We start from the raw sequence: 25,069 nt of genomic DNA, 5'->3' as shown, positions 1-25,069 counted from the left end.
GATGACGACTCTGCGCACGCCGGACCCGCCGGTCGCGCCCCCGGCGTCGGACACGCGTGTCCGACGCCGGGACTCCCCGGCCGGGCGCCGCCGCAAGAGCCAGCCGGAGGCGTTCGCCTTCCTCACCCCGTGGCTGCTCGGTGCGGTGGCGCTGACCGTCGGCCCGATGGTGGTCTCGCTGTACCTGTCGTTCACCGACTACGACATGTTCACCTCGCCGAAGTGGGTCGGCTTCGGCAACTTCGAGCACATGTTCACCGGCGACGACCGCTACCTGCAGTCGGTGAAGGTCACGCTGATCTACGTGCTGGTCTCGGTGCCCCTGAAGCTGGGGGTGTCGCTGCTGGTGGCGATGCTGCTCAACACCCGCCGCGGGGCCAACGGCTTCTACCGGGCGGCGTTCTACGCGCCTTCGCTGCTCGGCGCGAGCGTCGCGGCGGCGCTGGTGTGGCGGGCGCTGTTCATGGGCGGCGGCCCGGTGAACGAGATCCTGGCGTTCTTCGGCTGGCACACGCCGAGCTGGGTCGACGACCCGCAGTTCAGCCTCGCCTCGATCGTGCTGCTGGGCGTCTGGCAGTTCGGCGCGCCGATGGTGATCTTCCTGGCCGGGCTCAAGCAGATCCCGGCGGAGCTGCACGAGGCGGCGGCGATCGACGGCGCGGGTGCGTTCCGCCGGTTCCGGCACATCACGCTGCCCATGCTGTCGCCGGTGATCTTCTTCAACCTGGTGATGGAGGCGATCCACGCCTTCCAGGCGTTCACGCCGGCGTTCGTCATCGGCGGCGGCCGCGGCGGCCCGGCCGACGCGGACCTGTTCTACACGCTCTACCTGTTCGAGGTCGGCTTCCAGGACTTCCGGATGGGCTACGCGTCCGCGATGGCGTGGGTGCTGCTGGTGGTCATCGCGATCGTGACGGCCATCGTCTTCCGGACGGCGAAGCTGTGGGTGTTCTACGACGACGCGGAAAACGCAGGGGGCAAGAAATGACCGTGCTGCCGCGCACGGCGCGGTCGTTCGGCTGGCACGTGCTGTGCCTGGTCATCGTCGCCGTGGTGCTGTACCCGCTGGTGTGGCTGGCGTTCGCGTCGGTCAAGCCGCCGGACGAGATCCTTTCGCGGCTGGCGCTGCTGCCCACCCGGTTCGTCTTCGACGGCTACACGAAGGGCTGGGAGGGCGCGGCGGGCGTCGGGTTCGGCCGCTTCTTCCTCAACTCCTTCCTGGTGGCCGGCCTGTCGGTGGCGGCGAACGTGCTGTCGTGCTCGCTGGCCGCGTTCGCCTTCGCCCGGCTGAAGTTCCGGTTCCGCGGCGCGCTGTTCGCGTTCATGATCACGACGCTGATGCTGCCCTACCACGTCACGCTCATCCCGCAGTACGTGATCTTCCAGCAGGCCGGCCTGGTCAACACGTTCGTCCCGCTGATCCTGCCGAAGCTGCTGGCCACCGAAGCGTTCTTCGTGTTCCTCATCGTCCAGTTCATGCGGGGCATCCCGCGCGAGCTGGACGAGGCGGCGATCATCGACGGCTGTTCGGTCTACCGCACGTTCTGGCACGTCGTGCTCCCGCTGTCGAAACCGGCACTGGTCACGACGTCGATCTTCACGTTCATCTGGACGTGGAACGACTTCTTCACGCAGATGGTGTACCTGAACGACACGGAGAAGTTCACCGTGCCGCTCGGGCTGAGGCTGTTCGTCGACACCAGCAGTGAATCGAACTTCGGCGCGATGTTCGCGATGTCCGCGCTCGCGCTGGTCCCGATCGTGCTGTTCTTCCTCGCCTTCCAGCGCCTGCTGGTCGAGGGCGTCAGCACCAGCGGTCTGAAGGGGTGAATTGATGCGCAGCGCAACCGTGCGGACGACCTGGCGCGCCGGGCTGGAGGAGTTCTCGGACTGCCTGCTGGCCGGGCTGCTCGTCGCGCTCGCGTCGGTGCCGGTGGTGACCGCGGCACCGGCGCTCGTGGCGGGCTGCCGGGTCCTCGACCGGGCCCGGAACGACCTCGGACGTCCACTGTGGACCACTTTCTGGGCCGACTTCCGCGAGGCGGCCCGCGGCGGCGTGCCGTTCGGGCTGGGGTGTCTCGCGGCGGTGGTGCTGGTCGCGGTGGACCTGGAGGTGGTGGCCTCGATGCCGGGGTCCGGCGCGCTGCGGGCGGTGTTGTGGGGACTGGCGGTGGCGGGTGCGGTGGTCGCCGTGCGGACCTGCGAGGTGGTGGCCACGGGCGGCCTGGCCTGGGGCCGGGCGATCGTGACCGCGGCGCGGGAAACCGCCGCCGCACCCACGAAGGGCCTGCTGCTGGCCGCCGCGCTCGGGCTGGCCGTGCTGCTCGTGTGGATGCTGCCGATCCTGGCGCTCGTGGTGGCCGGGCCCCTCGCACTGGCCGCGGTCGCGACCGGTGGCCGCCGATGACGCCGAAGGTGGTCGTCTTCGGCACGGCCGGCTACGCGGGCCAGCACCTGCGCCGGGCCCGCGCGCTGCACGACCGGGGCGAGCTGGTTCTGGTCGGCGCCTGCGACATCCGTGAACCCTCCGAAGAAGCCCGTGCCCTGCTCCCCGAAGGCGCGGTGATCACCCGGGACGCGGCCGAACTGCTCGCCCGCACGACCCCGGACATCGCCGTGGTGGCAACCCCGCCGCACACGCACCTGCCGCTGGCGAAACTCGCGCTCACCGCCGGCTGCCACCTGCTCGTCGAGAAGCCGCCGGTGCTCGACCTCGCGGCCTTCGGCGAACTGGCGGAGCTGGCCCGCGGCCGCGCCTGCCAGACCGGCTTCCAGAGCTTCGGGTCCGCCGCGGTCCCGGTGGTGCGGGCCGCGATCGAGGCCGGCCGGATCGGCGCGGTCACCGGGATCGCCGCCGCCGGGGCGTGGATCCGGCGGGACCGGTACTTCGCGCGCGCCGAGTGGGCGGGCCGCCGCCGCGTCGGCGGGCAGCCGGTGGTGGACGGGGCGCTGACCAACCCGTTCGCCCACGCCGTCGCGACCGCCCTGCTGGTCAACGGCACCGCCGACGTCCTGCCGGAGCGGACGGCCGTCGAGCTGTACCGGGCCCGGGACATCGAGTCCGACGACACCGCCTGCGCGCGGCTCAGCTTCGCCGGGGCACCGGACGTCGTCGTCGCGGCCACGCTCGACGCCGAGGCCGACCACGACCCGTACGTGCTGGTCCACGGCACGGAAGGCCGGATCCGCTGGCACTACAAGACCGACGTCGTGCTCGTGGGCGACGCGAAAACGCCGGTCGGGCCGCCCCGGGACCTGCTGGCCAACCTCGTCGCGCACCTGCGCGACGGCGAGCCGCTGCTGGCTCCGCTGGCCGCCACCCGCGCGTTCACCGCGCTGGTGGAGGCGGTCCGCGACGCGCCGGAACCGCTGCCCCTGCCCGCCGAATGGGTCCAGGCCGTGGGCACCGGGCCCGACCGGCACTTCGTCGTGCCGGGTGTCGATCGCGACGTCGACACCGCGGCCGAGCGGCTCGCGCTCTTCTCCGAACTCGCCCTGCCCTGGACCGGCGCCGCGTCACGCGCCTGAACGAGAGAGGTGATGGCGGTGCGTCGCCACGCGATCGTCGGCCTGGGCTCCCGGGCCCAGCTGTTCGCCCGGGCACTGGCCGCGTCGCCGCGGTCGGAGCTCGCGGCCTTCTGCGACCACAACGAAACCCGCATGCGGGTCCACAACGACTGGCTCGGCACGGAAATCCCGTGCTACCGGCCGGCGGACTTCACCGCCATGCTGGCGAAGGAACGCATCGACGTCGTCGTCGTGTGCACCCCGGACCACACGCACGCCGGCTACGTCGTCGCCGCGCTGGAGGCCGGCTGCGACGTCGTCACGGAAAAGCCGATGACCACCGACGTCGAGGGCGCGCGGCGGATCCTGGCGGCCCGGCGCGAGACGGGCCGCTCGGTGCGGGTCGCCTTCAACTACCGGTACAACCCGGTGCACCGCCGGGTGCGGGAACTGCTGGCCGGCGGCGCGATCGGGGAGATCGGCTCGGTCGAGTTCAGCTGGCTGCTCGACACCGCGCACGGCGCCGACTACTTCCGCCGCTGGCACCGGGACAAGGCGAACTCCGGCGGGTTGCTCGTGCACAAGTCCGGCCACCACTTCGACCTGGTCAACTGGTGGCTCGGCAGCGGCCCCGAGACGGTGTTCGCGCTGGGGCGGCTGTTCTTCTACGGCGACGAGAACGGTCACCGGCACCGCAGCGCCGTCGACCGGTTCGCGCTGGACCTCGAAGCCTCACCCCAGCTGCGCGCGCTCTACCGCGACGCCGAGCGGGAAGACGGGTACGTCCGGAACCAGGACGTGTTCGCGCCCGGCGTCACCATCGAAGACGACCTGTCGGTGCTCGTGCGCCACCACGGCGGGGCGGTGCTGAACTACCACCTGCACGCGTATTCGCCGCGGGAGGGCTACCGCGTCGCGTTCTCCGGCAGCGAAGGCCGGCTGGAGCTGGACGTCCGGGAGAACGAGTACGCGTCCGGCGCCGAGCCGGTGCCGAAGCGGGCGCGGGCCCGGCTGACCGTGCAACGGCACTGGGAACCGCCGGAAGCCGTGTTCGACGGGCTCCTCGGCGACGGGCACGGCGGCGGGGACGAGCGGATGCTCGCCGAACTGCTCGGCGACGCCGAACCGGACGCGCTCGGCTGCGCGGCCGACCACGACGCCGGCCTGCAGGCGCTGCTCACCGGGCTGGCCGCGAACCGGTCGCTGGAAACCGGCAGGCCCGTGCCGGTCGAAGAGCTGCTGGAAGAGATCGGGGAACCGGCGTGAGCCGGGCCGCGGTGGGGGACAGCACGCCGGTGGCGACCGAAGAGGCCGACGGCCGGGTGTGCGTGCGCCTCGGCGACGTCGTGCTGGCCGAGTACGTCGTCGAGCCGCCGACACCGGCCGGGGACTCGCCGAAGCCGTACCTGCACCCGCTGCGCACCACCGCGGGGGAGATCGTGACCGCGGTCCGGCCGCACGACCACACCTGGCACAACGGCCTGCAGTTCACCATGGCCCACCTCTCGGGCGAGAACTTCTGGGGCGGCCGCACCTACGTGCGCGGCCGCGGCTACACCCCGCTCGACAACAACGGCACCATCGGCCACGTCCGCTGGGAGCGCATCGACGACGCCGGCGGGCACTGCGAACTGCGGCACGAGCTGGCCTGGCGCACCGCGGCCGGCCGCCGCTGGCTCACCGAACACCGCACGCTGCACTTCGGCGACGTCTCACCCGAGGGCGGGCACTGGACGCTCACCTGGTCCAGCCGGCTGCGCAACACCAGCGGCCACGAGCTGCGCTGGGGGAGCCCGGTCACCGAAGGGCGGGACACCGCGGGCTACGGCGGGCTGTTCTGGCGCGGGCCGCGGTCCTTCGTCGGCGGCACGGTCCGGACCTCGGACGGGAAGGCCGCGGCCGACGCGATGGGGCACCGGGCGCCCTGGCTCGCCTTCACCGGTCGGCACGACGAAAGCCTGCGGACCTCGACGCTGCTGTTCGCCGACAGCCCGGAGAACGCGGCCCACCCGACGGCCTGGTACGTCCGCGCCGAGCCGTTCCCCGTCGTCAGCTTCGCCGCGACCTACCACCGGCCGTGGCTGCTGGAACCGGGCGAGGAGCTGACCCTGACCCACTACGTCGTCGTCATCGACGGCGCCCCGGACGCCGCCGGGCTCGCCCGGCACGCGGAGCGGGTGCTCAGGAGACCGTAAACCGACTAGAGGAGCCGACATGCGCTGGAAGGCTTTCGCGGGATGTTTCGCCCTGCTCGGACTACTGTGCCGATCGTTACCAACCCGGCCACAGTCACGGCCGAAAGCTTTCGTCGCAACGGTTACCTGCCGCGCGGGGGTCGGCCTGCTTTTGGCCGGATTGGTAACACTCACCGCGGCACCGGCCCAGGCGCACGGCCGCGATCCCGGCCGCGTCGTGCTCGGCGCGCACGACGGCTGGGCCGCGGCGACCACCGGGACCACCGGCGGCGCGGCGGCCGCCCCCGGCGACATCCGCACGGTGACCAAGCGGTCCGAGCTGGCGGCCGCGCTCGCGGCGAACCCGGGTGCGCCGAAGATCGTCTACGTCCGCGGCACCGTCGAGGGCAACGTGGATGCCGCGGACCGGCCGGTGAGCTGCGAAAGTTTCGCCGACCCCGCGTACAGCCTGCCGGCCTACCTGGCGGCGTACGATCCGGCGACGTGGGGGAGAGTGCGGCCGTCGGGGCCGCTGGAGGAAGCCCGTGAGCGGTCGCAGGCCAACCAGGCGAAGCAGGTCGTGCTCGACGTCGGCCCGAACACGACGATCGTCGGGCTCGGTGGCCGCGCCACACTGCACGGGCTGACCCTGCGGGTCACCGGGGACAACGTGATCCTGCGGAACCTGCACTTCTCCGACGCCCACGACTGCTTCCCGCAGTGGGATCCCCTCGACACCGCCGACGGGAACTGGAACTCCGAGTACGACAACCTCGACCTGGTCGGCGCGACGCACGTCTGGGTGGACCACAACGAGTTCAGCGACGGCGGGAACGACCAGCAGCCTTCGTACTTCGGCAGGAAGTACGAGGTCCACGACGGGCTGTTCGACATCGTGAACGGTTCGGACCTGGTCACGGTGTCGTACAACCGGCTGCACGACCACGACAAGACCATGCTGATCGGCAACACCGACAAGCCCACCCACGACGTCGGCAAGCTGCGGGTCACCCTGCACCACAACCTGTTCTCCGAAATCGGCCAGCGGGCGCCGCGGGTGCGGTACGGCCAAGTGCACCTGTACGACAACCTCTACCTGGTCAAGGACCCGGCCGCCTACACGTATTCCCTCGGCGTCGGTGTGGAGTCCCGGATCTACGCGGAGAACAACTTCTTCCGGATCCCGGCCGCACTGCCGTTGGGCCGGCTGGTGCACTACTGGAAGGGAACCGTGCTGCACGCGACCGGGACGCTGGTGGCCGTGGGCAACCAGTGGCCGCGCGCGGTCGACCTGCTGGCCGAGTACAACGCGGCCAACGACCCGGACCTCGGGGCGGACGTCGGCTGGACGCCGGGCCTCGTCGAGCGCCTCGACCCCACGTGGGCCGTTCCGGCGCTGGTACTGGCCGGTGCCGGGCCCGGCCGCTGAGACCTTCGACAGTTTCGCGTTTCTGGCGGTGTTTTCTGGCAGTGTTTTCTGAAAACACACCGCCGTCGGCGACCATCCGGGCGACATGCGTGGCGGTGCGGCGAACGACATTGACACACTGCGGCCCGTAACCCGAAACTCGGTGGCGAGAAAGCGCTTTCACAACCCGGTCGGACGTTTTCCATCAGCGCCGATTGAAGCACAAGACCAGGGAGTGACGAATGATTCCCCCAACCATGGCCCGGATCATCCGGGTGGCGGCGGTCGCCGCGCTCGTCGTCTCGGCGGCGGTCGGCACCGGTGCCACCGCGTCGGCCGCCGCGTGGCCGAACCCGGGCACCAGCGTGCCGGTGCCGACGACGATCAAGGTCACCAGCGGCACCTACGACGGCGGGCTCAAGCGGTTCTACGGCACCGGCGACCTCGGCAGCGGCGGCCAGGACGAGGGCCAGGGCCCGCTCTTCCAGCTGGCCAACGGCACCACGCTGAAGAACGTCGTCCTGGGCAGCCCCGCCGCCGACGGCGTGCACTGCCTCGGCACCTGCACGCTGCTCAACGTCTGGTGGGAGGACGTCGGCGAGGACGCCGCGACCTTCAAGGGCACCTCCGCCTCCCAGACGATGACCATCGACGGTGGCGGCGCGCGCAAGGCCTCGGACAAGGTGTTCCAGCACAACGGCCCCGGCACGATGTACATCCGCAACTTCCAGGTCAACGACTTCGGCAAGCTGTACCGCTCCTGCGGCAACTGCAAGACGCAGCACAAGCGCAACGTCGTCGTGGACAACGTCACGGCCACCGTGCCCGGCAAGTCGCTGGTCGGCATCAACACCAACTACGGCGACACGGCCAAGCTGACGCGGATCACCATCGTCGGCGACTCCAGCCGCAAGCTCGTGCCCTGCCAGAAGTACAAGGGCGTGACCAGCGGCGAGCCGACGCTGATCGGCAGTGGCCCGGACTCGACGAACTGCCTCTACACCGCGGCCAACATCACCTACAAGTAACCGACCCGCGCCGGGGGCGGCGGCCGCCGTCCGATGCCCCCGGCGCGTTCCACCGTGGAGGCGTCATGCTCAAGACCCTGCTCGTCGCGTCGGTGCTCGCCGGGGCGTCGTTCGCCGCCCCGCCCGCCGGTGCGGTGGCGGCGAACGTCGTCGTGGCCAAGGACGGATCCGGCAACTACACCACCGTGCAGGCCGGGATCAACGCGGTCTCGGCGGGTGGCACGATCTCGATCAAACCCGGGACCTACCGGGAAGTCATTTCGGTGCCGGCGAGCAAGACCGGGCTCACCATGCGCGGGACCACCGGGAAGGCCGCCGATGTCGTCGTCGACTACGACAACGCCAGCGGGACGAAGAAACCCGACGGCTCGACGTACGGCACCACGGGCAGCGCCACCGCGACGATCGCCGCGAACGGCTTCACCGCCACCGCGCTGACCTTCCGCAACTCCTTCGACCGCAAGGCGCACCCGGAGATCACCGCCACCCAGGCGGTCGCGGTCAAGACCACCGGTGACCGGATGGTGTTCGACAACGTCACCTTCCTCGGGCACCAGGACACCCTGTACGCCGACACCGCGGCCGTCGGCGCGACCGGGCGCCAGTACTACCGCAACTGCGCGATCAGCGGCGACGTCGACTTCCTCTTCGGCCGCGCGACGGCCGTGTTCGACCGGGCGACGATCACGCTGCTCGACCGCGGCTCGAGCAGCAACAACGGCTACCTGACCGCGGCCAGCACCCGGCGGTCGAACCCGTACGGCTTCCTCATCGTCGGCAGCCGCGTGCTCAGCTCGGCCGCCAACGCGAGCTTCCACCTGGGCCGTCCGTGGCACCCGGGCGGGGACGTCGACGCCATCGCCCAGGTCCTGATCCGCGAGACGTCCCTGCCGGCGGCGATCAAGCCGGCGCCGTGGACCGACATGTCGGGCTTCTCGTGGAAGGACGCGCGGTTCTTCGAGTACCGCAACACCGGCCCGGGCGCGGGGACCGGCACCAACCGGCCACAGCTGCCTGCCGCGCAGGCCGCGAACTACACCGCGCAGAAGTACCTCGCGGGCGGCGACGGGTGGAACCCCGTCCGCTGACCACGTCAAGGGGCCGGCCGGGGAAGAACCTCCGTCCGGCCCCTTGACGCCCCGCGCGCGACCGTCGACCATTTGCCCGGCATACGTTGTTAGCGTTAACAACGTCCAGGATCAGCGCCGAACCGAGGACCCCCATGCGCCTGCGCCGTCTCCCGGCCCTCATCGCCGTCGCCGCCGCCCTGCTGAGCGCGCCCGCCGCCCAAGCCGCGACCTACCCCGAGCCCGGTTACGTGACCGGCGACATCGGGGCGGTGCACGACCCGGCGATGATCCGCGCGGCGGACGGCAGCTACCTGCTCTACTCGACCGACCAGTACCTGCAGATCCGCCGGTCGACCGACCGCGTCCACTTCACGAAGATCGGCTCGGTCTGGCCGAACGGCGCGCCGTGGACGGCGCCCTTCACCGACCCCGCCAAGCCGGAATACCTGTGGGCGCCGGACATCTCGTTCCACAACGGCAAGTACTACCTGTACTACTCCGCTTCGTCGCTGGGCTCCCGCAACTCGGCGATCTTCCTCGCCACCAGCACGACCGGCCTGCCGGGCAGCTGGACGAACCACGGCATCGTCGTGCAGACGAGCACGAGCAACGACTACAACGCGATCGACCCGAACCTGTTCGTCGACTCCGCCGGCCGCTGGTGGCTGAGCTTCGGCTCGTGGTGGACCGGGATCAAGATGATCCGGCTCGACCCGGCCACCGGCAAGCGCAGCACGACCGACACCGCGCTGCGGAGCATCGCCCAGCGCACGGGCAGCACGTCGGCCGCGGAAGCGCCCTTCATCATCCAGCGCGGCGGCTACTACTACCTCTTCGTCTCGTGGGACCTCTGCTGCCAGGGCACCAAGAGCAACTACCGCGTGATGGTCGGCCGTTCGACGTCGATCACCGGCCCGTACACCGACCGCAACGGTGTCCGGATGACCGCCGGCGGCGGCACGCAGATCCTGGCGAGCCACGGCGCGGTCCACGGCCCCGGCCACGTGGCCGTGCTCCACGACTCGGACGCCGACGTGCTCGTCTACCACTACTACTACTCGGACGCGACCCCGCTGACGGGCAAGCTCGGCATCAACCTCGTCGGCTACGACAGCGCAGGCTGGCCGTACGTGTACTGACGCCGGACAAGACAACCCATACCCCGCCGATCGGAAAGACGATCCATGCGCCGGTTCCTTTCTCTGTTCGCCGCCCTGCTCGTCACGGCGGGGCTGTGTGCCGCGCCCGCCTTCGCCGCCGCCGGTCCGGCGCCGGTGAAACACCAGGTCACGTTCGACAAGTACTCGCTCATGCTGGACGGCCGCCGCGAGGTCGTCTGGTCCGGCGAGTTCCACCCGTTCCGGCTGCCGAGCCCGGACCTGTGGCGGGACGTGCTGCAGAAGATGAAGGCCACCGGCTACACGGCGGTCTCGATCTACTTCGACTGGAACTACCATTCGCCCGCGCCCGGGGTGTACGACTTCACCGGCGTGCGGGACATGGACCGCGTGCTCGACCTCGCCGCCGAAGCCGGGCTCCACGTCATCGCCCGGCCCGGCCCGTACATCAACGCCGAGGTCACCGGCGGCGGGTTCCCGGCGTGGCTGACCACCCAGGCCGGCCGGGCGCGCAGCGACGCGCCGGACTACCTCGCCGCGGCCGACGAGTGGCTGACGCAGATCGACCGGATCATCGCCCGCCACCAGTACACCGACGGCCGCGGCCCGGTGATCCTCTACCAGATCGAAAACGAGCTGGCCGCCACCGGCACCGCGCAGCGCAACTACATCGCGCACCTCTACGACAAGGCGCGGGCCGACGGGATCACCGTTCCGATCTTCCACAACGACAAGGGCCGCAACGGCATCTGGGTGCCACCGGACTCCGGCGTGCCCGGCACCGTCCCGGGCAAGGTCGACCTCTACGCCTTCGACGGCTACCCCGGCGGCACCTGCCGGACCGACGCGACACCGGGCAACCCGAACGTGGCGCCGGACTGGGGGACCTACGGACCGGGCGGGGCGAAGGGCGGCGCCAGCGCGTCGCCGAACACGCCGGGGTTCGTCGCCGAGTTCGGCGGCGGCTGGTTCGACTACTGGGGCAGCAACGGCACCTACCCGTGCACCGCGGTGCGCCAGGGCCCGGGCTACGAGCGCGTCTTCTACGGCACCAACCTGGCGAACGGCCTGACCATCCAGAACTTCTACATGACCTTCGGCGGCACGTCGTGGGGCGGGCTCCCGGCGCCGGTGGTCTACAGCTCCTACGACTACGGCGCCGCGATCGACGAAGGACGTCAGCTGCGGCCGAAGGCGCTGACGATGAAGCAGCTCGGGTCCTTCCTGGCCACCGTCCCCGACCTGGCCAAAATGGATCGCGGGGCCCCCGTGACGCCGTCTTCGGCGGCGGTGAAGGTCTACCACAACGTCAACCCGGACACCGGCGTGCACTTCTACCTCCCGGTGCACTCGCCGTCGAACGCGACGACGGACGACACCTTCACCTTCCCGCTGTCCACACCGGACGGTGAGTACACCGTGCCGCTCCGGCTGAACGGCCAGGACGCCAAGTACCTGGTCGCGAACTTCGACGTCGCGGGCCAGCACCTCGTCTACTCGACGTCGGAGCTGATGGCCGAGGCCGCCGGGACCGTGCTGCTGCACGGGCGGCCGGGCGAGGACGGCGAGACGGTGCTGCGGTACGCGACGCAGCCGCGCGTGGACGTCCTCGAAGGGACCGTCACGACCACCTGGTCCGGCAACGACCTGCGCCTGGCCTACCGCCACGACGGGCTCGCGCGGGTCCGGATCAGCGGCGGTGGCCGCCCGCCCGTCACGCTGCTGCTCGCCGACGACCCCACCGCGGACACGTTCTGGCCGGTCGGTGGCCTGCTCGTGCGCGGGCCGGATCTGGTGCGCACGGCCAAGGCCGGGCTCGCGCTGACCGGCGACACGAAGGCGCCGAGGGACCTCGAGGTGTGGGGCGCCCGCGGTCCGCTGCTGTGGTGGAACGGGACTCCGGTGCCGGTGCGGCCCACGGCGTCGGGCAGCCTGCTCGCCCTCCGGCCGCTGCCCGGACCCGCCGACCCGCGCCTGCCGGAGCTGACCGGCTGGCGCTCGGCGCCGGGCTCCCCGGAGGCCGAAGCGGGGTACGACGATTCGTCGTGGCCGTCCGCGGACCGGACCACGACCAACAGCACCACCCCGCCGCCGGCCGGGCAGCCGGTGCTGACCGCGGACGACTACGGCTTCGGCGTCGGCGACGTCTGGTACCGCGGCCGGTTCACCGGGACACCGGGGGAGCGGGTCAGCCTCCGCTACGGCGGCGGGGGCGCCGGGATGGTCCAGGCGTGGCTGGACGGGCAGTACCTCGGCCAGCACGTCCTGCCGTCCGCGCTGGCCGCGCCGCCGACGACCGGCACCGCGGAGTTCGCCGTGCCGGAAGGGCTGCGCGGCGACGGCCCGCACGTGCTGTCGGTGATGGTCCGCAACAACGGCCACAACCAGGACGGCGGCGTCAACGACGCGCACAAGGAAGGCCGGGGACTCATCTCCACGTCCCTGACCGGGGTGGCGTGGAAGCTCCAGGGCGGCACGGCCGATCCGGTGCGCGGCCCGCTGAACAGCGGCGGGCTCGCCGGCGAACGGGCCGGCCGGCACCTGCCCGGCTTCCCCGACCGCGCCTGGGCGCCGTCGGCGGTGCCCGCGGCCGGGGCCGCCCCCGGGACGACGTGGTACCGCACGACGTTCTCGCTGCGGGTCCCCCGGAACCAGGACACGTCGGTGGGCCTGACGATCGGCGACCCGGCGAAGCCGCGGTCGGGCGGCCGCTACCGCGTGCTGGTGTTCCTCAACGGCTGGAACGTCGGCCAGTACATCGGGGACGTCGGGCCGCAGCACACGTTCGTGCTGCCCACCGGGATCCTCGACCCGCACGGTCGCAACACCCTCGCCCTGGCGGTGACCAGCGACGGCGGCCCGGGCAACGGGCTGGAGCAGGTCGCGCTCACCGACCTGGGCACGGCACGGGGCGGCGTGCCGGTCCGGCCGGTGTCCTCACCGCCGTGGCGGCCGTGAGAGGGCGTCGGTCCGGGCGACGAGGTGGCCCGCCTTGACGACCAGGTCGCGCGGAGGCCGCGTCACCACGGCGTGGGCCGGGTCTCCGCGTCGACCACCACGACGGTGATCCGCCCGGCCAGCCGCGCGGCGGTGTCGCGGACGACCTCGGCCCCGGTGAGCCCGGTGCCGGAGTAGACGTCGGTGCGGTGGACGCGTTCGTCGGCGATCCGGTCGGCCGGCGCGGGCCCGCCGGGCCGCCGGGTTCTCCAGGGACGGCCGTCACGCAGCAGAAGTCCGGGCATCGTCGCTCCTCACGGTCGGTCCGAGCGTTTCAGCCGACGGCACCGAGCGAAAGGGCGGTTTGGTGACGGCGGTGGCGGGGTAGCAAACGATCACCTGTCGTTGACCGTGGAAGGAGCACCTCGATGAGCGCCCTGGACCTGTCCGCGCTGCTGCTGACCGCGACGACCGCGGAGCCCCGGCCGGGAACGCTGCGCGTCACGGTCACCGGCGAAATCGACATGGCGACGCGGCCACGCCTCGACGAGGAACTCGACCGCGCGGTCGCGGCGGCACCGCGGCGGCTGGTGCTCGACCTGCTGGGCGTCGGGTTCTGCGGCGTGACGGGCGTGGCATCTCTGGGCCGGCTGCGGGCCCGCTGCGCCGACGCGGGGATCGACCTGGTGCTGAAGCCCTCCGCCGTGGTCCGGCGCGCGCTGGACCTGGCCGCGGTCGCCCCGCTGTTCCGGCTGGAAGGCCGCCAGGAGCAGCTCCTCGCCCGGTGACCCGGGCGCGCTTCGGCGCCTGGGCCTCGACCGCCCCCACGCGGCCGAGGCCCTCGGCCCGCGGCTAGCTGATCGGCACCGTCGCGGTGCAGGACACCGTGCCGTTGTCGAACGTCGCCGCCGCCGTGCCCCCGTAGACGGTCGGCACCGCGGTGGTCGTCGGCGTCGTGAACGTGGTGCTCCCGGTCGTGGCCGACGTCTGGGAGTACACCGTGGTCGTCGTCGACCCGCTGCGGTACGAAATGCGCAGGGCGACCTTGCCCGTGGCGTCGCCGATGTACGGCCCCGACGTGGTGTACCCGCCGATGATGCGGTGGTAGCCCCCGACGGTCTCGTACCGGAGCGTGAACGCGCCGCTGTAGTCGGCCGCCCGGCAGATGGCCGTCCGCTGGATGATCGTGGCCGCCTGTGCCGGGGCCACCAGCACCGTCGCGCCGGCCACCAGCGCGACCAGCCCGGCCTTTACCGCAGTCTTCATCTTCTTCCTCCCACTCGCTTCGCTCGTCATCCTGCCCGGTGCCGCTTCCGTTCCGCTTCCCCTTTTACGCGGCGGTGTTTACGCAGAGGTGTTCTCCGCGGTGGTGCGGACCAGGTGGACGGGGCAGGCGGCGTGGTGCAGGAGGGCCTGCCCGGTCGAGCCGAGCAGCAGCCCGGGGAAGCCGCCGCGGCCGCGGTCACCGAGCACGACCAGCTGAGCCGTGCCGCTGCGTTCGACGAGTTCCTTCCGCGGGTGCGCGTGGACGACGACCTGCTCGACCTCGACGTCCCCGGTGTCGTGGGCGAGGACCCGCTCGCCGAGCAGCCGCCGCCCCGCCTCGGTGACGCACCGCGGGTCCCGGTGCGGCGGCGGGCTGTCCGCCCACGCGTGCAGCACGAGCAGCGGTGCGCCGCGGGTGCGGGCTTCGGCCAGTGCGGTCGCCAGTACCCGGGCGCCGGCTTCGCTGCCGTCGACACCGGTGACGACCGGCCGCGCGGAGGCGCCGGGCTCGTCCCAGCTGTCCCCGCGGACGACGACGGTGTCGCAGCGCGCGTGGGTGCCGACGGCCGCGGCGACCGACCCCGCCAGCAGGCTGGTGAGCCTGCCGTGCCCGGCCGCCCCGACGACGAGCAGCGCGGCGGACCGCGACGCCCCGATCAGCGCCTGGGCCGCGCGGTCCGGGTCGAGCCGGGTCGCCGCGTCGGGAACCCCCTGCGCGGCGGCGAGTTCCTGCGCCGTCCGCAGCGCACGGCGCCCCCGGGCGCGCAAGGCGTCCACCATCTCTTCGGGTGGCGGGACGACCCCGCCGGCGAGCAGGGCCGGGACGTCGAGGGCGTGCACGATCTCCAGCGGCGCCTCCCGCAGGCGCGCGGTCCGCGCGGCCCAGCGGACGGCGTCGAGCGACTCGGCCGACCCGTCCACCCCGGCGACGATCGGCGATCCGGCGGCGGTCATCCTCAAGACTGTAGGCCCGCCCGCCCGCGGCCGGGACCCCGTACGGCAACGGACGACACGCCGCACCCGAGCCGGATGCCGTGTCGACCCGCCAATCACGCGTGTCGACCCGCCAATCACGCATGGCGGAGTGTGCGGTCGCGGGCGGGACCCGTGTCGGGCAAGATCTGCGGCGTTCGCCCCCGATCCCGAAGGAGCCCGATGGCGGCGCTGGTCGTGGCGGCGGCGGTGCTCGGCCTGCTCGTGGGGTCGTTCCTCAACGTCGTGATCCACCGGGTGCCACGCGGTGAGTCGGTGGTCCGCCCGCCGTCGCGCTGCCCGGGCTGCGGGCAGGGCATCCGCGCCCGGCACAACGTCCCGGTCTTCGGCTGGCTCGTCCTGCGCGGCCGGTGCGCGGGCTGCGGCGCCCGGATCAGCGTCCGGTACCCGCTGGTCGAGCTCGGCACCGCGGCGCTGTTCGCGCTGCTGGCCGTGCGGCTCGACCCGCCGGACCTGCCCGCGTTCCTGTACTTCGGCGCGATCGGGATCGCGCTGGCCGTGATCGACCTCGACTGCCGCCGCCTGCCGAACGCGATCGTGCTGCCGTCGTACCCGGTCCTGCTGGTCCTGCTCACGGCGTCGGCCTGGTGGCGCGGCGACTGGTGGTCGCTCGCCCGCGCCGGGATCGGCGGTGCCGCACTGTTCGGGTTCTACCTCCTCCTCGCGCTGGCGTACCCGGCGGGCATGGGCTTCGGCGACGTCCGGCTCGCGGGGATCCTCGGCGGGGTCCTCGCCTCCCTGTCCTGGCCGGCGCTGCTGATCGGGGCGTTCGGCGGGTTCCTGCTCGGCGCGGTGGCCGGGGTCGTCGTGCTGGCGGCCGGGAAGGGCGGCCGCAAGACGGCGCTGCCGTTCGGGCCGTTCATGATCGCCGCGGCCCTGGTGGCGATCTTCGCGGCCGGTCCGCTCGGCCAGGCCTACCAGCGGCTGACCGGTCTGGCCTGAGCCGTCACCGGTTCCGGACCAGCTCAGCACCGACACCTGGCGGGCTCCCGGGCACCGGGTCACCGTCCACAAAGGCCACCCACGCCCTGGCCGGCGGCGTCCCGGACGGCGCACCCGTCCCCGTGTCCGGGCAGCCCATTCGGGACATTTGAACGCGTTCAATTCTTGCGGTACGGTGGCACGGGGGCGGATCGTGAAGGGGGTTCGATGAAGATCGTGATTCCGGGCGGCACCGGGCACTTGGGACGGGTGCTGAGCCGCACGCTGGCCGGGCAGGGGCACGAGGTCGTGGTGCTGACCCGGCGGGAGGCGCGGCCGGAGCCGGGCGTGCGCCACGTCCGCTGGGACGGCCGCGGCCCGGGCCCGTGGACGGCGGAGATCGACGGCAGCGACGTCGTGCTCAACCTGGCCGGCCGGTCGGTGAACTGCCGGTACACCCGGGCGAACCTGCGCGAGATGCTGAACTCCCGCGTCGACTCGGCCCGGGTGGTCGGCGGCGCGATCGCCCGCGCGGCCCGGCCGCCGCGGGTGTGGCTGCAGATGAGCACGGCGACGATCTACGCGCACACGTACGCCGCCCCGAACGACGAAACCACCGGGATCCTCGGTGGCGACGAGCCGGACGTGCCGGCGTACTGGTCGTTCAGCGTCGACATCGCCAAGGCGTGGGAGCGCGAGCAGCGCGTGGCGGAAACGCCGCACACGCGCAAGGTGGCGCTGCGCACGGCGATGGTGATGAGCCCGGAACCCGGCGGCGCGCTGGCCGCGCTCCTGCGCCTGACCCGCCTCGGCCTGGCCGGCCCGGTAGCGGGCGGCGGCCAGTACATGTCCTGGATCCACGAGGAGGACCTGATCCGCGCGCTCGGCTTCCTCATCGAGCACGACGGGCTGAGCGGACCGGTCAACCTGGCGGCCCCGGAGCCGTTGCCCTACCGCGACTTCCTCCGCACCCTGCGCACGGCGGCGGGGGTACCTTGGGGCCTCCCGGCAACGAAGTGGATGGCGGAGATCGGCGCGTTCGTGCTCCGCAGCGACACGGAGCTGCTGCTGAAGAGCCGCCGCGTGGTCCCGGGCAAGTTGAAGGAAGCGGGCTTCGAGTTCAGGTACCCGGAGTGGCCGCCCGCAGCCGAGAACTTGGTGCGACGATCACGGCACCCCCTGACAACGGCCGCCTGACCCCAACGCCCGGCTCCGGCACTTTTCGCGGCTGCGGAACTCCGGGGCCGGGTGGTGTCGCATTCCGGCGACACGCGTCCCGGACGGTCGGCATGCGCACCTGGCCGGTCGGCTCGCGTACTCGGGTGGTCGGTTCGCGTGCCTGGCCGGTCGGTTCGCGTACTGGGGTGGTCGGCTTGTGCACGTGACCGGTCGGCTGGGGCGCCCGGGGGCGGCTCGCGTGCCGGGGAAGATCGGGTTGCGCGAACCGACCCTCCAGGTACGCAAGCCGACCCTCGGGCACGCAAGCCGACCCTCCAGGTACGCAAGCCGACCCTCCGGGCACGCGAGCCGACCCCCGGGACCACACCAACCGACCGGCCAGGCACGCGAACCCGACCCGAGGCCCGAGGCCGCGGACCGCGCCGCGCGAGTCCACTGAGGACGGTCAGCCCGGGTCGGCGTTGTCCCGCAGCCGCCGCAGGAGGAGGGCCAGGTGGAGGCGGAAGCGGCCCGATGGCGAGTCGACCTCGAAGCCCAGCACCGACTCCGCGCGGGCCAGCCGGGCCGGCATCGTGCTGTGGTGGCGGTGCAGGGCCGCGGCCGCCTTGCGGGCCGAGCCCGTGGCGCACAGTGCGTCCAGGGCCGCCAGCGTGTCCGTGCCGTGGGGTTCGGCCGCCAGGTGGTCGAGCGCCCGGACGTCGGGCAGCTCCGCGAGTTCCGACGGCGCCAGCTTGCCCGCGATCGCGGCCAGCCCGCCCAGCCGTTCCCACCAGACCACCGGCTCGGCCGCCGAGGTGAACCGCAGGGCCGTCCGGGCGGCCGCCCAGGAACGGGCGACCTCGATGGCCGGCCCGTCCGGGCCGACGCCCGCGCGGGCGCCGTCCGGCAGCGAAGCCACCTCGCCCGTGAGCAGGACGGCCCGCACCCCGCCCAGCCGCGCCGAACGGCCGTCGAGCGCGTCGACGCCCGTGCCCGCGAGCACGCGCAGCCGCGTCGCCGGGCCGAAGCCGAGCAGGTGCAGGGCCCGGGACCGCTCGGCGGTGCCGGTGTTCTCGGACAGCACCAGCTCGACCAGCGCCGGATCCCCGAGTTCGGGCCGCGGCACACCGGAGTGCTCCAGCAGGATCGCGGCGGCGATCGCGTACCGCTCGAGCAGCATGTCGTCGAGCGGGGCGGGCGGGCCCGTCCGGGCCACCCACACGGCCACGCCGCCTTCGAGCGCCCGTGTGGCCGCTCCCGCAGGCGCTGCGCCCGGGGTGACGACGCCCTCGCCGGGCGAAGCGCGCAACGAAAGTCCCTGACCGGGAGCGTGCACCCCGACGGGGCAGCCGGCCAGGTCGGCGGTGCTGCGCACCAGCGCGTCCAGCCCGGCTCGGCCGGCGATCAGGCGGTCGAAGAACCCGATCACCCGCACGGCGTTCTCGGCGTCGGCGTCGAGCCCGGACAGCCGCAGCAGCAGCCCCTTCATCCCGCCACGATAGGCGTGCCCGCCACCGGATGGCGAGCGGCGCCGCCGGGTGGCGAGGATCGGGCCCGCAACGCCCGCCGCGTGGCGGTGGCCCGGTCACCGTCCGCGGCCGATGATCGGACCATGACCTACGCGATCGATCCCGAGCTGCTGCCCTGGCTGGACATGCTCCCGGCCGTGGTGCTCACCGACCACGAGTCCCTGCTGGCCGCGCGTTCCTCGATGGCGCAGCTCAGCCAGGTACTCCCCGCTTACGAACCGGTGAACCCCGTGGACGTCCGCGAGCTCGCGGTGCCCGGGCCGTCCGACGCCCCGGACGTCCCCGTGCGCGTCTACGCGCCGGCCAACCGCACGACGGCGGGGCCCGGCCTGCTGTACATCCACGGCGGCGGGTTCGTCCTGGGCGACCTCGACACCTTCCACGCACACCTGCTGCGCCTGGTCGACGAGCTGGGCGTCGTGGTCGTCTCGGTGGACTACCGGCTCGCCCCCGAGCACCCGTTCCCGGCCCCGGTCGAGGACTGCTACGCGGCCCTGACCTGGGCGGCGGCCAAGGCGGACGAGCTGGGCATCGACCCGGACCGGCTCGGCGTGGCGGGCGAGAGCGCCGGCGGCGGCCTCGCGGCGGCGGTGGCGTTGCTGGCCCGCGATCGCGGCGGCCCGCGGCTGTGCTTCCAGTACCTCGGCATCCCGGAACTCGACGACCGGCTGGACACCCCGTCGATGCGGGCCTACACCGACACGCCGATCTGGAACCGGCCGAACGCGGTGTACAGCTGGACGAGCTACCTCGGTGCGGAACCGGGCGGCCCGGACGTCTCGCCCCACGCCGCCCCGGCGCGCGCCACCGACCTGGCCGGGCTGCCGCCGGCGTTCGTGACGACGTGCCAGTTCGATCCCCTGCGCGACGAGGGAATCGCCTACGCGCAGGGGCTCGCCCACGCGGGCGTGCCCGTCGACCTGCGCCACTACCCGGGCACCTTCCACGGGTCCTCGCTGGTCGAGACGGCGGCGGTTTCCCGCCGGATGTTCGCCGACGAGCTGGACGCGCTGCGGCGCGGCCTCGGCATCACGGCCGGCTGAGCGGGAGCGGCCCGGTGCTCCCGGGCCGCCCCGCGGTCAGGCCACGACGTCCGTGACCGTGTCCTTGATGACCTGCCACCGGCCGTGCTCGCGCACCAGCGTCAGGCTGATCGTGTAGTGGCGGTCGATGCCGTGCGACGGCTCGAGGTAGTGCGCGTCCAGGATCGCGAAGCCCATCTTGCAGTCCTCGACGACGGTGTGCGTGACCGTCCACGGCATCGCGTACTCGTAGGGCACCTTGAACTGCTGCTCCACCACCGGGATCACGTTCGCGTCGTAGCCGATGTAGAGGTTGCCCTTGCGGCCCACGGTCACCATGTCGCGGTGGATGATCGCGCGGTACCGGGCGGCGTCGCGCTTGTTGTAGCTGTCCATGTCCTCCCACACGGCGTGGTCGAACGCCCGCCGGCACTCCTGCTGCCCGCTTCCGGCTTGGCCGCCTGCCGCGGCGGCGGGCGTGCCGAGCACCGCCGCCGCCAGCGCGGTGCCCAACGCCGCGTAACCCCACTTGCGCATTTGCTTTCCCTTCGCCGGGCTCGTGATCCGGCCCGACGCTGCCGCGGCGGCGCATCACAGCTGCATCACTTCCGCACCGGCGCCGCCGCGCGGGTGGTTAACCTCGCCCGCGGGGTGAGTGATGGAGTTCCGCGTCCTGGGTCCGGTGCGAGTGCTCGGCGGCGGGCGGCCGATCGGGCCGTCCGGGCCGCGCCAGGAGCGCATCCTGGCGGCGCTGCTGCTCGACGCCGGCCGGGTCGTCCCGGTGTCCCGGCTGGTCGACGTCGTGTGGGACGGTGAACCCCCGGTGACGGCGGTGCGGCAGGTCCGCAACCTCACCACGGCGCTGCGTCGCACGCTCGTCGCGGCCGGCGCCGGCGAAGACGTCCTCACCGCCGAAGGTCCCGGCTTCGCGCTGCGGCCCGGCGCATTCGACCTCGACGTGTTCGAGGACCTCGCCGCCCGTGGCGAATACCGGGCGGCACTGGGCTGCTGGCGGGGTCCCGCACTCGCCGGCGTGGACAGCGCCGCGCTGCGCCCGGACGCCGAACGCCTGGAGGAGCGCCGATTGGCGGTGCTGGAGCAGTGCCTGGCCGCCGAGGTCGACGCCGGGGAGGCCGGCACCGTCGCCGAGCTGACCGCGCTGGTCGCCGGGCACCCGCTGCGCGAAGGCCTGGTCGGGCTGCTCATGCGGGCGTTGCACCGGGCGGGGCGGCCGGCCGACGCGATCGACGTCTACCAGCGCGCGAAGCGGCGGCTGGCGGACGAGCTCGGGATCACCCCGGGCGCGCCGCTGCGGGCGTCGTACGAACAGCTGCTGCACGACGAGCCCGCGCCCGGCCGGTGCTTCCTGCCGTACGACGTCCCGGACTTCACCGGCCGCGCGGCCGACGTCGCCGCGGCCCTGGAGGCGCTGCGCACCGGCCGTCCGGTGGTGGTCGACGGGATGGCCGGCGTCGGGAAGACGGCCTTCGCGGTGCGCGTCGCGCACCGGGCCGCCCGGGACTTCCCGGACGGGCAGCTGTTCGTGGACCTGCACGGCCACACGCCGGGCCGCGACCCGCTGCCGGCCGAGGCCGCCCTCGCCGCCTTGCTGCTGCAGACCGGCGTGCCGGCGAGCCGCCTGCCGGACGGCCTCGACGAGCGCGCCGCGTGGTGGCGCTCGCGCGTGGCCGGGCGCCGCCTGCTCGTCGTGCTCGACAACGCCGGCTCGGCGGCCCAGGTGGTGCCGCTGCTGCCGGGCGGACCGGGCGCCCGCGTGCTGATCACCGGCCGCCGCCGGCTCGCCGCGGTGGACGGCGCGCTCGCGCTTTCCCTGGACGTGCTGCCGCCGCCGGAAGCCGAGGCCCTGTTCGCGGCGGCGGCCGGGGGACGGCCCGGCGCCGCGGTCGCGCGGCTGTGCGGGTACCTGCCGCTGGCGCTGCGGATCGCCGCCGCCCGGCTGCAGTCACGTCCACTGTGGACGGTGGATGACCTGGTGACGCGGCTGGGCTCGGAACGGCGCCGGCTGGGGGAGCTGCGCGCGGGCGGCCGGGACGTCGCGGCGGCCTTCGCGCTGTCCTACCGCGACCTCACGCCGCCGCAGCGGCGGATGTTCCGGGTGCTCGGCTGCCACCCGGGCGGCGACTTCGCGGCCGCCGCGGCGGCGGCCCTGTACGGCACGGACGTCGCGCAGGCGGAACGGCTCCTGGAAGACCTGCTCGACGCGCACCTGCTGCGGCAGCCCGCCCCCGGCCGCTACGGCTTCCACGACCTGATCGCCGGGCACGCGCGGGCGGTGGCGGACTCCGGTGAGGCCGCGGCGGCGCTCGTCCGGCTCCTGGACCACTACCGCGACGGCGAGTACTCCTTCGCCGCCGAGCGCGCCAACCTGGTCGCCGTCACCGCGCTCGAAGGCCACGACGAGCACGCCTGGCGGATCGCCGACCGCGCGGTGGCCGCGTTGCGGGAGCAGGGGCACCGGGACGAGCTGACGGCGCTGGCCCGCGCGGGCGCGGCGGCCGCGGACCGGCTGGGCGATCCGCACGCCCGGCAGCTCGGCTTGGCGAACCTGACGACGGCGCACTGGGAGACCGGGCGGCTCGCCGAAGCCGTCGAAACCACGGCGGAGCGGCTGCGGCTGGTCCGCGAGTCCGGCGACCGCGCGGCCGAAGCGGCGGCGCTCGCCCGGATGGGTGCGGTGCACGGCATGCTCGGCCGGTACGCCGACGCGGTCGGGCACTACCGGCAGGCACTGGTGCTGGCCGGGGAAACGGGCGGCCACGCCGTCGCGTGCGTGGCCTGGGGCAACCTCAGCAACGCCCAGGAGGTGCTCGGGCGGTACGAAGAGGCGCTGACGTCGGCGGCGCGCGCCCGCGCGATCCGGGAGGAGCTCGGTGACTCGCGCGGCGCGATCCTGGCGAGCGCGCAACTGGGCCTGGTCCTGGCTCGTCTCGGCCGCTTCCCGGAGGCCCGGGCGACGGTGGAGAAGGCGGTGCGCGCGGCGGTCGAGGCGGGCTACGCGTTCGGGGAGGCGTGGAGCCGCATCGACGCCGCGGAGGTCCTGCTGGCGGACGGCCGTCCGGCGGAAGCGCACGGGCACGCCGAACGGGCGTGCGCGATCCTCGCCCGGCTCAACCACCCGCTGCTGGCGACGATGGCGGCCAACAGCCTCGGCGCGGCGGCTCAGGCGACCGGCAACGCACCCGCGGCGAGGTCGGCGTACCGCGTGGCCCTGACGACCGCACGCCGGACCGGCTACCGCGCCCAGGAGGCGCGGGCGTTGCTCGGCCTGGGGACCGCGGAGGCCGCGCTGGGCCGGGACGCGGAGGCGGACCGGCACCGGCGTGCGGGCCGCGCGGTGCAGGACGAGATCGGCCTGACCGCGCCCGCGACGTTCTGACCGGCTTCCCACGCCCGACCGGCTCGCCTCCCGCCGCCCGGCGGCGGGGGGCGAGCCAGTGGGCGGGGTCCCGGCCGGCGCCGGTGGCGACGGGGCAGGGGCGCCGGCGAGCCCCCACCGAGCCGAGCCGCGCCGCGTCGGGCTGGGCTGGGCCGAGCCGGGCTGGGCTGGGCCGAGCCGGGCTGGGCCGGGCTGGGCCGAGCTGGGCTGGGCTGGGCTGGGCTGGGCCGAGCCAGGCTGGGCCGGGCCGCGCCGCGCCGCGCCGCGCCGCACCGCGCCGCGCCGCACCGCGTCGGGCTGAGCTGGGCCGCGCCGCACCGCACGGCACCGGGCCGGGCCGCGGGTCAGTCCGCCGGACCGACGTCGATCAGCACCTTCCCGTTGATCCCGTCCTCCGATGCGGCGTGCGCCTTCGCCGTTTCCGCCAGCGTGAACCGGTGGATCGGCACCCCGCGGTCCTCGCCGACCCGCAGGGCGCCGTCGGCCAGTGCCGCCGTGATGTCCTCGGCGCCCGCGCGCAGCTTGTCCTCGCCCACCGTGTACAGCACCAGGAACTGGTAGCGCGCGTTCAGGAACAGGTTCGCCCCGAAATCGAGGCTCACCGTCCCGGTACCCCGGTCGTCGCCGTACGTCGCGACCGTGCCGCGAGGGCGCAGCACCTCCGTGTGCAGCTTCGCGTTCACCCCCATCGCGACCTCGACCACCAGGTCCACGCCGTCGGTGGCGAGCTCGCGGATCCGGGCCCCCAGGTCCGGGTCTGGGTAGCGCAGCACGTGGTGTGCGCCGGCGGCCCGGGCCAGGGCGGCCTTCTCGTCGCTGCTGACCGTCGCGATCACCGTCGCCCCGGCCCAGCGGGCGAGCTGGATCGCCGCGTTGCCCACCGCGCCCGCGCCGCCGCTGACCAGGACCGTGCGGCCGTCGAGCGCGGCCGGAGCGAGCCGGGACGGGCCGTCCTCGGCGACGGTGAGCGCCCGGTGCGCAGTCAGCGCCGGGATGCCGAGCCCGGCGCCTTCGTCGAACCCGGCCCCGTCGGGCAGCCGGACCAGCTTCGAAACCGGCAGCACCGTGTACTCCTGCGCGGTGCCGGACGCCGGCCCGTACGCGCCGGCGATGATCACCCACACGCGGTCGCCGGGTGCGAAGCCGGTGACGTCCGGGCCGACCGCGTCGACCACGCCCGCGCCGTCCTGGTTGGGCACCGTTTCCGGCACGCCGGCCCCGGGCTCGGCGCGGAGGCCGCTGCGTGCCTTCCAATCCGTGGGGTTGACCGCGGACACCACGATCCGGACGCGGACCTCGCCCGGTCCCGGGTCCGCGACGGCCCGTTCCGACAGCTCCAGCACCTCGGGTCCGCCGTGGCGGCGGTAGACGACTGCTTTCATGCCGGGTGCAATCCGCGGACGGCCCGGGATATTCCCGGTAACCGAGGAAATGCGCAACGGGAAATCGTTTTTCCGCCCGGAAAAGCGAGGAAATCCGCGTGGGTGATCCCCCGGCCGGGCGATTTTCGGCGTCGGCGCCAGCGAAATCGGCGGCCGTCG

At 73.4% G+C, this 25,069-nt stretch carries 23 protein-coding genes; 17 read left to right on the top strand and 6 right to left on the bottom strand.

Annotation, left to right across the window (positions count from 1 at the left end; all coding sequences use genetic code 11):
- The first annotated feature begins 1 nt into the window (after position 1).
- From ACLJQE_RS09545 to ACLJQE_RS09495, 11 genes are all read left to right on the top strand, one after another.
- Positions 2-988 (top strand): carbohydrate ABC transporter permease, encoded by a 987-nt coding sequence (locus ACLJQE_RS09545; protein ID WP_410638775.1) that lies wholly within the window; start codon positions 2-4, stop codon positions 986-988.
- Entirely contained in the window at positions 985-1,830 is an 846-nt protein-coding gene (locus ACLJQE_RS09540; RefSeq protein ID WP_364575323.1) for a carbohydrate ABC transporter permease, read from the top strand. The genes ACLJQE_RS09545 and ACLJQE_RS09540 overlap by 4 nt, the downstream gene beginning before the upstream one ends.
- 4 nt (positions 1,831-1,834) lie before the next feature.
- A complete protein-coding gene (locus ACLJQE_RS09535; RefSeq protein WP_410638774.1) occupies positions 1,835-2,407 on the top strand; it encodes a hypothetical protein in 573 nt (190 codons plus the stop codon).
- Positions 2,404-3,528 (top strand): Gfo/Idh/MocA family protein, encoded by a 1,125-nt coding sequence (locus tag ACLJQE_RS09530; RefSeq protein WP_410638773.1) that lies wholly within the window; start codon positions 2,404-2,406, stop codon positions 3,526-3,528. Before ACLJQE_RS09535 ends, ACLJQE_RS09530 begins: the two co-directional genes overlap by 4 nt.
- 12 nt (positions 3,529-3,540) lie before the next feature.
- Entirely contained in the window at positions 3,541-4,773 is a 1,233-nt protein-coding gene (locus ACLJQE_RS09525) for a Gfo/Idh/MocA family protein (protein ID WP_410638772.1), read from the top strand.
- Entirely contained in the window at positions 4,770-5,702 is a 933-nt protein-coding gene (locus tag ACLJQE_RS09520; RefSeq protein ID WP_410638771.1) for a PmoA family protein, read from the top strand. The genes ACLJQE_RS09525 and ACLJQE_RS09520 overlap by 4 nt, the downstream gene beginning before the upstream one ends.
- Before the next feature lie 160 nt (positions 5,703-5,862).
- Complete coding sequence (locus ACLJQE_RS09515) at positions 5,863-7,110, top strand: polysaccharide lyase family 1 protein (RefSeq protein ID WP_410638770.1); 1,248 nt, start codon at positions 5,863-5,865, stop codon at positions 7,108-7,110.
- Positions 7,111-7,346: 236 nt separating this feature from the next.
- Positions 7,347-8,117: a pectate lyase gene (locus ACLJQE_RS09510; protein WP_410639168.1), complete on the top strand. Its 771-nt coding sequence runs from the start codon at positions 7,347-7,349 to the stop codon at positions 8,115-8,117.
- 65 nt (positions 8,118-8,182) lie between these two features.
- Positions 8,183-9,205, top strand: coding sequence for a pectinesterase family protein (locus ACLJQE_RS09505; protein ID WP_410638769.1), 1,023 nt, complete (start codon positions 8,183-8,185; stop codon positions 9,203-9,205).
- 134 nt (positions 9,206-9,339) lie between these two features.
- Entirely contained in the window at positions 9,340-10,326 is a 987-nt protein-coding gene (locus ACLJQE_RS09500) for an arabinan endo-1,5-alpha-L-arabinosidase (RefSeq protein ID WP_410638768.1), read from the top strand.
- A gap of 45 nt (positions 10,327-10,371) precedes the next feature.
- On the top strand, positions 10,372-13,263 hold the full coding sequence (locus ACLJQE_RS09495; RefSeq protein WP_410638767.1) for a beta-galactosidase: 2,892 nt from the start codon (positions 10,372-10,374) through the stop codon (positions 13,261-13,263).
- 62 nt (positions 13,264-13,325) lie between these two features.
- Here the strand turns inward: ACLJQE_RS09495 and ACLJQE_RS09490 are convergent, their stop codons facing one another.
- Positions 13,326-13,547 (bottom strand): hypothetical protein, encoded by a 222-nt coding sequence (locus ACLJQE_RS09490; protein WP_410638766.1) that lies wholly within the window; start codon positions 13,545-13,547, stop codon positions 13,326-13,328.
- A 123-nt stretch (positions 13,548-13,670) separates the two neighbouring features.
- Between ACLJQE_RS09490 and ACLJQE_RS09485 the strand changes: the two genes are divergently transcribed.
- Complete coding sequence (locus tag ACLJQE_RS09485) at positions 13,671-14,030, top strand: STAS domain-containing protein (RefSeq protein WP_410638765.1); 360 nt, start codon at positions 13,671-13,673, stop codon at positions 14,028-14,030.
- Positions 14,031-14,094: 64 nt separating this feature from the next.
- Here ACLJQE_RS09485 and ACLJQE_RS09480 read toward each other — a convergent pair whose 3' ends face one another.
- Both ACLJQE_RS09480 and ACLJQE_RS09475 read right to left on the bottom strand, forming a co-directional pair.
- Positions 14,095-14,508, bottom strand: a complete 414-nt coding sequence (locus ACLJQE_RS09480) for a hypothetical protein (protein ID WP_410638764.1) — start codon at positions 14,506-14,508, stop codon at positions 14,095-14,097.
- A gap of 78 nt (positions 14,509-14,586) precedes the next feature.
- Positions 14,587-15,462 (bottom strand): universal stress protein, encoded by an 876-nt coding sequence (locus ACLJQE_RS09475; protein WP_410638763.1) that lies wholly within the window; start codon positions 15,460-15,462, stop codon positions 14,587-14,589.
- A 201-nt stretch (positions 15,463-15,663) separates the two neighbouring features.
- On the opposite strand from ACLJQE_RS09475, the gene ACLJQE_RS09470 reads away from it, so the two are divergent.
- Positions 15,664-16,443 (top strand): prepilin peptidase, encoded by a 780-nt coding sequence (locus ACLJQE_RS09470; protein ID WP_410638762.1) that lies wholly within the window; start codon positions 15,664-15,666, stop codon positions 16,441-16,443.
- Between the two features lie 207 nt (positions 16,444-16,650).
- Complete coding sequence (locus ACLJQE_RS09465; RefSeq protein WP_410638761.1) at positions 16,651-17,619, top strand: TIGR01777 family oxidoreductase; 969 nt, start codon at positions 16,651-16,653, stop codon at positions 17,617-17,619.
- A 427-nt stretch (positions 17,620-18,046) separates the two neighbouring features.
- Here the strand turns inward: ACLJQE_RS09465 and ACLJQE_RS09460 are convergent, their stop codons facing one another.
- Positions 18,047-19,069 carry a helix-turn-helix domain-containing protein gene (locus tag ACLJQE_RS09460; protein WP_410638760.1) on the bottom strand — a complete coding sequence of 341 codons (1,023 nt, stop codon included), beginning with the start codon at positions 19,067-19,069 and terminating at the stop codon, positions 18,047-18,049.
- A gap of 123 nt (positions 19,070-19,192) precedes the next feature.
- Here ACLJQE_RS09460 and ACLJQE_RS09455 point away from each other — a divergent pair, with 123 nt between their 5' ends.
- Complete coding sequence (locus ACLJQE_RS09455; RefSeq protein WP_410638759.1) at positions 19,193-20,152, top strand: alpha/beta hydrolase; 960 nt, start codon at positions 19,193-19,195, stop codon at positions 20,150-20,152.
- Between the two features lie 36 nt (positions 20,153-20,188).
- Here the strand turns inward: ACLJQE_RS09455 and ACLJQE_RS09450 are convergent, their stop codons facing one another.
- Positions 20,189-20,668 carry a hypothetical protein gene (locus tag ACLJQE_RS09450; protein WP_410638758.1) on the bottom strand — a complete coding sequence of 160 codons (480 nt, stop codon included), beginning with the start codon at positions 20,666-20,668 and terminating at the stop codon, positions 20,189-20,191.
- 121 nt (positions 20,669-20,789) lie between these two features.
- Here ACLJQE_RS09450 and ACLJQE_RS09445 point away from each other — a divergent pair, with 121 nt between their 5' ends.
- Positions 20,790-23,528 carry a BTAD domain-containing putative transcriptional regulator gene (locus ACLJQE_RS09445; RefSeq protein WP_410638757.1) on the top strand — a complete coding sequence of 913 codons (2,739 nt, stop codon included), beginning with the start codon at positions 20,790-20,792 and terminating at the stop codon, positions 23,526-23,528.
- A 58-nt stretch (positions 23,529-23,586) separates the two neighbouring features.
- The gene (locus ACLJQE_RS09440; protein ID WP_410638756.1) at positions 23,587-23,829 is read left to right on the top strand and encodes a hypothetical protein; all 243 of its coding nucleotides are present in this window, start codon (positions 23,587-23,589) and stop codon (positions 23,827-23,829) included.
- A gap of 43 nt (positions 23,830-23,872) precedes the next feature.
- Here ACLJQE_RS09440 and ACLJQE_RS09435 read toward each other — a convergent pair whose 3' ends face one another.
- Positions 23,873-24,910: an NADPH:quinone reductase gene (locus ACLJQE_RS09435; protein WP_410638755.1), complete on the bottom strand. Its 1,038-nt coding sequence runs from the start codon at positions 24,908-24,910 to the stop codon at positions 23,873-23,875.
- Positions 24,911-25,069 lie beyond the last annotated feature (159 nt).

The sequence above is a fragment of the Amycolatopsis sp. lyj-346 genome (assembly GCF_046548975.1).
Lineage (GTDB): Bacteria > Actinomycetota > Actinomycetes > Mycobacteriales > Pseudonocardiaceae > Amycolatopsis.
Note: the sequence above shows the minus strand (reverse complement) of the source record. Positions and strands in the feature narration are given on the sequence as shown.

What these genes read in the sequence shown, in the direction of transcription:
- ACLJQE_RS09490 (WP_410638766.1), bottom strand. Translation starts at nt 13,547, where the DNA reads ATGCCCGGACTTCTGCTGCGTGACGGCCGTCCCTGGAGAACCCGGCGG.
- ACLJQE_RS09485 (WP_410638765.1), top strand. Translation starts at nt 13,671, where the DNA reads ATGAGCGCCCTGGACCTGTCCGCGCTGCTGCTGACCGCGACGACCGCG.
- ACLJQE_RS09450 (WP_410638758.1), bottom strand. Translation starts at nt 20,668, where the DNA reads ATGCGCAAGTGGGGTTACGCGGCGTTGGGCACCGCGCTGGCGGCGGCG.
- ACLJQE_RS09435 (WP_410638755.1), bottom strand. Translation starts at nt 24,910, where the DNA reads ATGAAAGCAGTCGTCTACCGCCGCCACGGCGGACCCGAGGTGCTGGAG.
- ACLJQE_RS09455 (WP_410638759.1), top strand. Translation starts at nt 19,193, where the DNA reads ATGACCTACGCGATCGATCCCGAGCTGCTGCCCTGGCTGGACATGCTC.
- ACLJQE_RS09525 (WP_410638772.1), top strand. Translation starts at nt 3,541, where the DNA reads ATGGCGGTGCGTCGCCACGCGATCGTCGGCCTGGGCTCCCGGGCCCAG.
- ACLJQE_RS09495 (WP_410638767.1), top strand. Translation starts at nt 10,372, where the DNA reads ATGCGCCGGTTCCTTTCTCTGTTCGCCGCCCTGCTCGTCACGGCGGGG.
- ACLJQE_RS09500 (WP_410638768.1), top strand. Translation starts at nt 9,340, where the DNA reads ATGCGCCTGCGCCGTCTCCCGGCCCTCATCGCCGTCGCCGCCGCCCTG.
- ACLJQE_RS09470 (WP_410638762.1), top strand. Translation starts at nt 15,664, where the DNA reads ATGGCGGCGCTGGTCGTGGCGGCGGCGGTGCTCGGCCTGCTCGTGGGG.
- ACLJQE_RS09475 (WP_410638763.1), bottom strand. Translation starts at nt 15,462, where the DNA reads ATGACCGCCGCCGGATCGCCGATCGTCGCCGGGGTGGACGGGTCGGCC.
- ACLJQE_RS09510 (WP_410639168.1), top strand. Translation starts at nt 7,347, where the DNA reads ATGGCCCGGATCATCCGGGTGGCGGCGGTCGCCGCGCTCGTCGTCTCG.
- ACLJQE_RS09535 (WP_410638774.1), top strand. Translation starts at nt 1,835, where the DNA reads ATGCGCAGCGCAACCGTGCGGACGACCTGGCGCGCCGGGCTGGAGGAG.
- ACLJQE_RS09530 (WP_410638773.1), top strand. Translation starts at nt 2,404, where the DNA reads ATGACGCCGAAGGTGGTCGTCTTCGGCACGGCCGGCTACGCGGGCCAG.
- ACLJQE_RS09505 (WP_410638769.1), top strand. Translation starts at nt 8,183, where the DNA reads ATGCTCAAGACCCTGCTCGTCGCGTCGGTGCTCGCCGGGGCGTCGTTC.
- ACLJQE_RS09445 (WP_410638757.1), top strand. Translation starts at nt 20,790, where the DNA reads ATGGAGTTCCGCGTCCTGGGTCCGGTGCGAGTGCTCGGCGGCGGGCGG.
- ACLJQE_RS09460 (WP_410638760.1), bottom strand. Translation starts at nt 19,069, where the DNA reads ATGAAGGGGCTGCTGCTGCGGCTGTCCGGGCTCGACGCCGACGCCGAG.
- ACLJQE_RS09545 (WP_410638775.1), top strand. Translation starts at nt 2, where the DNA reads ATGACGACTCTGCGCACGCCGGACCCGCCGGTCGCGCCCCCGGCGTCG.
- ACLJQE_RS09480 (WP_410638764.1), bottom strand. Translation starts at nt 14,508, where the DNA reads ATGAAGACTGCGGTAAAGGCCGGGCTGGTCGCGCTGGTGGCCGGCGCG.
- ACLJQE_RS09465 (WP_410638761.1), top strand. Translation starts at nt 16,651, where the DNA reads ATGAAGATCGTGATTCCGGGCGGCACCGGGCACTTGGGACGGGTGCTG.
- ACLJQE_RS09540 (WP_364575323.1), top strand. Translation starts at nt 985, where the DNA reads ATGACCGTGCTGCCGCGCACGGCGCGGTCGTTCGGCTGGCACGTGCTG.